Consider the following 8585-nt stretch of genomic DNA (forward strand, 5'->3'; position numbering starts at 1 on the left):
TTTTTTATAGGGGGTTGAGGATACGGGATGGATGTATAATTTAATCTTCTCGCTCAGCATCCGTATCAAAAATTCTATCAAGTTCCTCGTTTGATGTAATGCCACGAACTTTATTTCTAATAGCTACTTTTGCCATATCAAGTCTATAGAAATGTTCACGACCGTCTAATCCTTTCTTTTGCCGGATAAGTTGAATTCTTCCAAATTTATCCCAATGTTTCTCTGCGAATTTTGCTAGGCCAACTGCCTTGGGATAATTGTCCTTACGGCTGGGGTCGTGTGGTTCTAGAATATCAAAAATGTAACCTTGTGCATCAGCTCTCACTACCACTAAATCAGGAAACATAGAAGTGATAACACCGCCGACCTCATATGGGATTTCAAGTGACCACTTTTTACGATCAAGATTACGTAACCAGCAAACGGCACCGTTTTTTAGTTCTTCTTCAATAACTCCCTTTTCCCATGGGTTTAGTGATGCTTGGAATGTTCCATCCTCAGAACAATAGAGGTGTCGATCAATTTTTATACTGTTATCTGAAACTGAAAAATCGATTGAATCTGGCAATACCCAAGGAATAGCTATTGGTTGAACGGAAGCATTTATTAATCTTTCATAGATGTTTTTTCGAGCCTCATTTAATCTTGCAATAGAGCGTTTATTATTCTCATATAGACTAATAAATTTCTCTTCTGCAAAGGCGTTTATTCGCTCCATAGCAGCAGTATCACTTGTAAGCACAATGACTTCAATCTTTACTTCAATATGGTCTCGGGTACTGTGGCGAATCCAATACTCCTTATGTAAGCCTTCTCCCAATATCCTTCCAGCTTGTTCAAAATGTCGAGAAATGTCAAATTCGGTAACAGTCATGGTTTGTGTAGCTTCATCAAATGAATAAGCATTTTCTCCATAGTCAAATGTTAGCGTATTAAGAGCAAATCCAGTGATTGAAGCAACTCGACCATCATAGTCACCACTTTCTTTTATGCGAGCAATTTCTTCGTCCATTTTTGATAAAACTGCATTTTTAACGGCTTTTTGTGCTTCCAAATCAATACCATCCATTGTTAATGCTCTAGAAAGCTGTATTAATAACTTAAGCGGTGCTTGCTTGCGGGATGAATCCAGGCGGTATGTAATGAGCTTATCCATTGAATCAAACACATCAGAATAAGCGAGGTTGCGCCCGAGTGTTATAAGCTCTTTATTAGTACCAGTTTCAGCAGGCATAACAGATTCGCTATCATGTAGAGCATTAACAACATTTTTTACAGTATCTTTATCAAAGTATGGAAGAAACAGACTTACATTATTAAGTTCAGCATCAGAAGCAATTCTTCTTGCCAAAGGAGTACGAATCATACGCCCCAGAAGCTGTGCAATGTAAGTATAGTCCTGTGCACTACGGAATGACATCATTGTTTCAGCACGAGGACAGTCCCAACCTGTGGAAAGGTTCATTTTAAAGAATACAACTTTCACATTTTCTTCTTCGATTCTAGAAGCTTCAATTTGATGAATTTCAACGTCACGCACTTTGATCGTACCATAATCATTAAAGGTATGTACCACTTCACCGGGCAATAACTTGCGTACCATTGCCTCTTCCAGCAAATCGATACAAATCCCTAAATCGGTACGGGTTATTTCTCGTTCATTACCATCTTCGACTTGGACGACAAGGATAGGGTTTACCATTTTCTCATTTTCACGTTCACAGTAAGCTTTCCAGTGAGCACATTTATTAAGCCAATTTTCGACTGCACCTTTGAACATTGTCATATCGGCACCAAGTTGGATATCTGGGTAATGAATAATGATTCTGTCCTTTAAAAGCCCCGATTCACGTACTTGTTCAGGTGGAACAATAACTTTTTGTACTGTCGAAGTAGTCCCAGCAATTAAGTTATCAAATCTCTGGGGTGTTGCGGTCACGCCGATAACTAAAGGCATAATACAAAGTCCGTCTTCTTCGCTACCTTTGATGAATTTTTGCATGATGGATTGTGCTTTATTTTCTGCTTGAGCAGATGTATAAGTCCCTCTATGTGCTTCATCAATGACCACATAGAACTGTTTGGGAATGCGTTTAGCTGTATTTGTGAGTGTTTCCCAAATTGTATATTGCCTTGTATCGGACTTAGTTGTTAATAACTTGTCAGAACCGAGTTTTTGTGTGTTAATAAAATAAATACATCCACCCTCCAAATACTCGGCATCAAAGTTTGAATCTACAGTTACTAAGTCCCGTACACGAATTTTGTCTGATTTGCTTTCAATTTTTAATCGCGTTTGCTCGTTAAGTTCTGGCGAATCGGAAAGCCAAACAAACACTGAATTCGGATCGCCGATATTATCTGAACCTCCATATAGGATTTCTTCAAAAAGTGCAGTCATAATTATAGTTTTTCCAGAACCCGTAGGTGCGGAAAACGATATTACCTGAGGGTCTTTTTCGCTCCACATTAAATGAGCTTTATTAATTTTCTCATGCAATTCTGCAAGAGCCGTTTCCTGAAATGGAAATAAAGTAACTCTCATTTATGAATCCCTCCTACTTCCCAACACAAAGTTATCAATGTAATCGCGGTATAGTTGGTATGTATTTTTTATTTTTATGCCATCAGTCATTTCGCGGAAAGCTTCCTCCGAGTTTGTTACAAAATATACCACTTTAATATTATTTTCTTCTGAAATCTTTTTTGCAAACTCAGCATACTTTGTTTCATCAACCAGAACTGCAAAGCCGTTTTGAGGAAGAATTAACATATCTGGTTCTTCATCGCTGTTTATTTCTGGCCTCCGGCCGATAGCACCGGATTTTAGCCAAAGCAATGGTAATATTTCGCGGAATTGTTGGCCTAGTGATACACTGTTTTTATCTAAAAAACCTAGTTTAAAATACTCAACATTTGCAGGAAAACCATCGCTCATGGGACGTTTAACTTGCAATGTTACATTCATTGGACCGAGCAAGTTTGATACCTGTGCTTTAATTTCCTTGAAAGTGGCAGCAGATTTTACCACTATATAAAAGTCTGTGATGTGGTCCTGATCTTCTAAAGCTTCCAGCCATTCATTGACAGCATTTACATCAAACAAAATCGTCGCCGAATGTTTATCCGAAACAATGAATTTACTATCTGCTTTGACTAATGATTGTGGTAATTGTTGTTTGCCATCCTTATCGCGGAGCAAAGAAACAAGCTGTTTTTTGGAAGCAGTTGTTAGATCTGTGGGATTATCTATGAAGCCAAGTTGATAGAATGAACGCTTGACTTCTTTTGATACTATCTGGTTTGTGAAGTATTCTCCAGATAGAATTGTACCGTCATCGCGTTTTCCAAGTATGCTATATTTAGTTCTAGGCCAAGTAACTGAGCGACATATACCATGTTTTTCCCATTCTGGGTCGCCAGGTTGATATCCTTGTTCACGTAAAGCTTTTGATTCTGCCTCTGATACCTCGTTATTCGTTACTAATATACAGCGACGATTTCCATTATCTTCTACGTTTAGTAAATTTACTGCATGGAGTGTTGTTCCGCTACCAGCAAAAAAGTCGACAATAAGGGCATTTGGTTTTCCTGAAACAACATGCCATAATGCGTCATGAACAGCATAAAGCGATTTTGGATAAGAGAAAGTCGTATCTAACATTGAATTAATCATTTTTGTTCCATATTCTTCAGCATTATATAATGGATCTGTCCATATAGTTTTTGTGTTTTCGCTTTCTCGTTGAATATGTATTTCTATAGTTCCTGAGTTATCTATCGCTTTTAAGAAAGGTAGAACTTCATTTTCATTCTTTTTGCTATATCTCCACTTTCGTTCTATTCCATTTGAATCGATAGGATAGACATAAATAAAATCTCCAACTTTAACATTTGCTCCTGCAGGATGTTCATCAGGAGGCAGAACATCACCAAACTTAACAATATTAAGTTCTTTGTCGACAATAACTGGATAAAAAGTAGTTGCACGAGCTGTTTTACTACGTTCAGATTGATTTCCCCATTTTCTAAAATTGCTGATTTCACCACCTAAATGACTTTTTTTATAAATCTCACTTGTTTTTGAAACCACAAATATTGCTGTTTCATGGGTAACTGCAAATTTTTCTCCTTGTGTACCTCTAGGATTATGTTGAATAGGTACCGGAAACAGTTTCCTATCAGGAAATATTTCGTTAAGAAGCATTGTAAGATGAGCCTGCTCATTATCATCAATTGTAACAATCAAAACACCATCATCAGCAAGTATTCTTTTTGCTATCTTTAAACGTTTCTGCATCATGGATAGCCATTTACTATGACGCCAATTATCAGTGGAATCAACATAATCATTATTATATTTCCAATCCCGAGCACCGGTATTGTATGGTGGATCTATATAAATGCAGTCTACTTTCTTTGGATATAAATATTCTAATAACTGGAGAGCGTGGTAATTATCTGCTTCAATAATAGTGTGCCATAAATTACTGTCACGTGCATTCTCTACAGCAGCAATTGGCTGAAGCATGGGGAAAATAGGTTCTCCAAATTGAGCAACTGAAACCAACTCCGAAACTGGGATATTTCTAGTATCACCTGTTGTTTTGTTGCGGCAAAGGGCAATATCCTCTTCTATTTTTAACACCGTATACAAATCGTTAATATGACCTGTTTTGAGTGCAACCGTCGAGCCACGTTTTACAGGAACATCATAAAGAGGAGTACATTCAGGAATGTGCTCTTCAAATACAAGACCAAATTTTTTATTTTTTGATAAGCGGGCAAATTCCTGTTCTAATCGATCACGCAAAGAAGTGTCAGGAATTTGACGCAGTAAATCATTGATTGCAGCCATATTTTTCATCCTCCTAATATTTAATCATTCGATTCGTATTTACTCCACGAACGACCAAATAGTTCATTACCATCTGATAATCGCAAGATTGCTGTTTCTTCTAAAATCTTGTGCGCTTTCTCAGTTGTAGAATCAGCTTTATCAAACGCAATGAAAACCTGGCGATTACTGGATTGATAACGTTCCAATATATGTTCTAAGTGTATATCCTCAATACGTTTAAGGATATTGGAGTCGTGGATAAGTGCAGGGATTGGACGTAGTTCAAGTATAGTTAAATCGTATATAACTAGGCTCTTGAAAGCGGTTCCCTCACTTGTGTTTCCGGGTGTTTCAAATATAATTTCCTTTTGAGGAGTTATCTGCAAAAGTGGGGCGATTTCCTGCTGTTCAGTTACTACGTCGTTAATCATTTTCATTCGTAAGGTTAATGTTATCTTGTATTTCTTGTATTATTTCGGTTTGTTGCAGCAGATCTTTTAATTTCCTCTTCGCTTTTCACAGTCAACACATAGAATAATATCGTCAGTTTCTGAAAGGCGAACGATCTTAGCGTAGTTAATATCGTTGCCTTCTTTTTTTATACCAAGAATTCTACCGCACTTTTGGCATCTGCCGCCTGTTTCATCTAGTAGCACCAAAGCTCGAGCATCGATCGCAACGTTATTAGCGGTTTCCATAGAAAAATTGTTGTAAGTTGTAATAAATTTAATGCTTTTCTTTTGAGTTTCAAAGGATTGTATGTACTCATTCGATTATCTCTCTTACACTATTTTCACAATTCCTGTTTTCGACGTTAAGTACTGTATAAAGAAATATTCCGCCAAGAAAGTCTTCCAGAACAAATGAATTACAGCTAACAATATCCTCCTTTGTCATGTTATTTACTTTCTCAACATTTGTTTCAGGTTCGATTGTGTCATCAGAAGCAATGATGTCCTTCAATGCAAGAACTATTAGGCTATTTTTGTTACTATCCAACATGGGGAGGACTTTCTCCTTAAAGAAAACCGAAATATCACGAGCATCTACATCCGGAGCAGCATCGGTTACGACAGGTGAAAGATTTTTTACCTAATATCAAATCTGAAACGGTGCCATCATTGCTGCGAATATCATAAGTAGGCGCAATAGAAAGCAGCATGGTACCGCACAATTCCTTTTGTGTTACTCTTTTTGCCATGCAAATCTTTTAGATTGTTGCAAAAGTGCTAAATCATAGCTTCTTCATGTATTGCGCCCTCCTATTATGTTGTTTTATTGGTTGGAATATCGTCGTCAATATAGTCGACAATATCGCCTATATTGACATCAAGAGCTTTACAGATTCTTCCTAACACATCCATGCTTACCGGTAAATCTTTACTCAACTTCGCTATTGTTGTCGATGTTAAATTCGTCATCGCCATCAGATCTTTTTTCATCATCTTTTTATCAATTAATAGTTTCCAAAGTTTATTATAACTAAATGCCATTTTAATCGCCTCCAAGCACTATTGGATGGTATTCCCAACAGGTTATTTATTATTATAGCAATTAACTATACAAATTACAATTAGTTATTTATATATATAAACTTCGGCTTTACAAACGCTTATGTTAGTTTTGTTCCAAAAATAAATGGAGATTTGCGGAGTTTCAGCGGAGTAACAGCGGAGTCATAGCCGAGGACTTCAGGTGCTCGAATTAATAAAATTTAGATAGACGGCGGAATAAAGCAGTACTTTAAGAAAAAGGAGGGTAACTCATGGAAGATATTCGCGATTGCAATGGTCGCCTTAGTCTGTAAAGCTGACGCAGCCACAGGTCTTGTAGAAGTTGCATATAAACGATGTAAAACCAGTACACAGATACCTATCGGAGGAACATTGAAGATTGAACGTGATGGGGTTGTCACAATAATCAAACGAATAAATGATGCTGCTTTTCATGTAGAAAGCTATGTCTGCGCAGCATAAGACGTTAATCAACTAAATAGAAAATCCGGCCGGGATAATTCTCATACCAGAGAATTATCCCGGCCGTCATTTTTTGTTCTACGGATTTTCGGCTCCTGCGGATTTCAAAAATCTGAAATTCAAGGAGCTGAGAAAAATGAAAATCAAATATCACTTCAACACTGAAACCATTGAAATTGAAGTATCTGAAGAGTGGGGAGAAATTCTGGTCAAACTTGACCGCCAGGAATACAACATTAACCATAAAGAGACTCGCCGACATACATTACTTGATGCAATGAAATATGAGGGAGAGATTTTCGCAAGCAATACCGACATTGCCGCAGAGTACTTAAGGACTCAAGAAAATGAGACATTGCTAAAAGCCATCGATAGTCTTCTCCCACAGCAAAAAGAACTGGTACGAAGGGTCTACTTCAATAATGAATCCCTTGCTTCAATAGCACGAGAAGAAGGGGTCAGTAAGAGGGCTATTTCAAACCGTATGAAGAAGATTCATGAAAAACTAAAAAAATTTTTGAGTTAGGGGGTTTACTTTTGCTATTTTCATGGTCTAACAGTGAAGGCCAAAACATCGACCCTAAGAAAGATGAGGTGAATTGAACAAATGAAACACAAACTCAAAATCAATATCTCAGAAAATGACAGAGATTTAGGTATTGTGAAATGTCGCAATGTCACTCTACGTGAAAAGTTTTTGCAATATCTGCTGGGGAGGAAACTGAGAGTAACGATTATTGTTCCTGGTAACAGTGTAAAGTCTGTCGATATCCGCGAAGTTTCGGAGGTAGATGATCTTGATGCATCCTAAACGCGAAGAATTATTCCTATGCCCATAAAGGGCAGACCATATAAGCATCAGATTCGTGCTTTCAATTTCATCTGCAGTCTATTTGGGCTTTTGAAGGGTGGTGGTGTTTCTGCTATTTCCGGATGGGGTGCAGCGCTCCTGATGGAAATGGGCTGACCAGCACCGGGAAAACTCTTGTCTCAATCGCCATTATAGGAGCATTGATTGCTGCAGGAAGAATAAAACGTGTGCTGATTGTTGCGCCGCTTTCCATTCTGGGAGTATGGGAAGACGAGTTTAAACGGTTCGCAGATTTCCCATATCAGCTTGTAGTCCTTAATGGCACGATTCAAAAGAAAATCCAACAGCTTCGATTTTTAACTGGCGAAGGTGTCCATGTGGTGGTAGTCAACTATGAATCAGTATGGCGAATGGAAAAGGAACTGGCAAACTGGCATCCTGACCTTATCATCGCCGATGAAGGATATAAAATTAAAACTCATAATACAGCGGTTTCAAAGGCAATGCACCGGTTGAGCTTACTTGCTCGGTATCGGCTCTTGTTGACAGTAATGTTAATGGTAAAATAAAAATACCCACTTATGGGAAAGAAAATTCCCCACCAGTATACTAAAATTCTCTCCAATGTTGTTTAATAAAAGAAAGAACACAGCAAAAGGAGAGAGAGAAAATGCTGGGGGTCGAAATGCAAACAACAATAAAAACACTTTTTGAAAAGCGATATAACAAATCACAAATAGCACAAATGCTAAATGTAGATAGGAAAACTGTAAGGAAAATATTAAAAGAACTAGATGAAAATGGTGTTGTAGAAAGGAAAGAAAGAGCCTCAATCCTTGATCCATTTAAAGAATTTATCGAAATACAAGTATCAAAAGAATTATCGGCTAAAAGGATATTTCAAGATATTTCTATGGAAGGTTTTGATGGGAGTTATGATACAGTTAAAAAGTATGTA

General features: G+C 37.5%; 8 protein-coding genes. 3 read left to right on the top strand and 5 right to left on the bottom strand.

Annotation, left to right across the window (positions count from 1 at the left end; all coding sequences use genetic code 11):
• Window positions 1–40 precede the first annotated feature (40 nt).
• The 5 genes from BMX60_RS07445 to BMX60_RS07465 form a co-directional block, all read right to left on the bottom strand.
• Window positions 41–2545: a DEAD/DEAH box helicase gene (locus BMX60_RS07445; RefSeq protein WP_091350832.1), complete on the bottom strand. Its 2505-nt coding sequence runs from the start codon at window positions 2543–2545 to the stop codon at window positions 41–43.
• Window positions 2546–4858, bottom strand: coding sequence for a site-specific DNA-methyltransferase (locus BMX60_RS07450; protein ID WP_091350833.1), 2313 nt, complete (start codon window positions 4856–4858; stop codon window positions 2546–2548).
• A gap of 20 nt (window positions 4859–4878) precedes the next feature.
• The gene (locus BMX60_RS07455) at window positions 4879–5271 is read right to left on the bottom strand and encodes a DUF2326 domain-containing protein (RefSeq protein WP_207648418.1); all 393 of its coding nucleotides are present in this window, start codon (window positions 5269–5271) and stop codon (window positions 4879–4881) included.
• A gap of 334 nt (window positions 5272–5605) precedes the next feature.
• The gene (locus BMX60_RS07460; protein WP_091350835.1) at window positions 5606–5842 is read right to left on the bottom strand and encodes a hypothetical protein; all 237 of its coding nucleotides are present in this window, start codon (window positions 5840–5842) and stop codon (window positions 5606–5608) included.
• Between the two features lie 263 nt (window positions 5843–6105).
• Window positions 6106–6333: a helix-turn-helix domain-containing protein gene (locus tag BMX60_RS07465; protein ID WP_091350836.1), complete on the bottom strand. Its 228-nt coding sequence runs from the start codon at window positions 6331–6333 to the stop codon at window positions 6106–6108.
• A 556-nt stretch (window positions 6334–6889) separates the two neighbouring features.
• Here BMX60_RS07465 and BMX60_RS07475 point away from each other — a divergent pair.
• The 3 genes from BMX60_RS07475 to BMX60_RS07490 all read left to right on the top strand — a co-directional run.
• A complete protein-coding gene (locus BMX60_RS07475; protein ID WP_278276550.1) occupies window positions 6890–7342 on the top strand; it encodes an RNA polymerase sigma factor in 453 nt (150 codons plus the stop codon).
• 407 nt (window positions 7343–7749) lie between these two features.
• Window positions 7750–8196, top strand: coding sequence for an SNF2-related protein (locus tag BMX60_RS07485; protein ID WP_242945736.1), 447 nt, complete (start codon window positions 7750–7752; stop codon window positions 8194–8196).
• Window positions 8197–8297: 101 nt separating this feature from the next.
• Window positions 8298–8585 (top strand): helix-turn-helix domain-containing protein (locus BMX60_RS07490; protein WP_143055910.1); only part of this gene is annotated, 288 nt, incomplete at its 3' end.

This window comes from Anaerobranca gottschalkii DSM 13577, assembly GCF_900111575.1.
GTDB classification, from domain to species: Bacteria; Bacillota; Proteinivoracia; order Proteinivoracales; family Proteinivoracaceae; genus Anaerobranca; species Anaerobranca gottschalkii.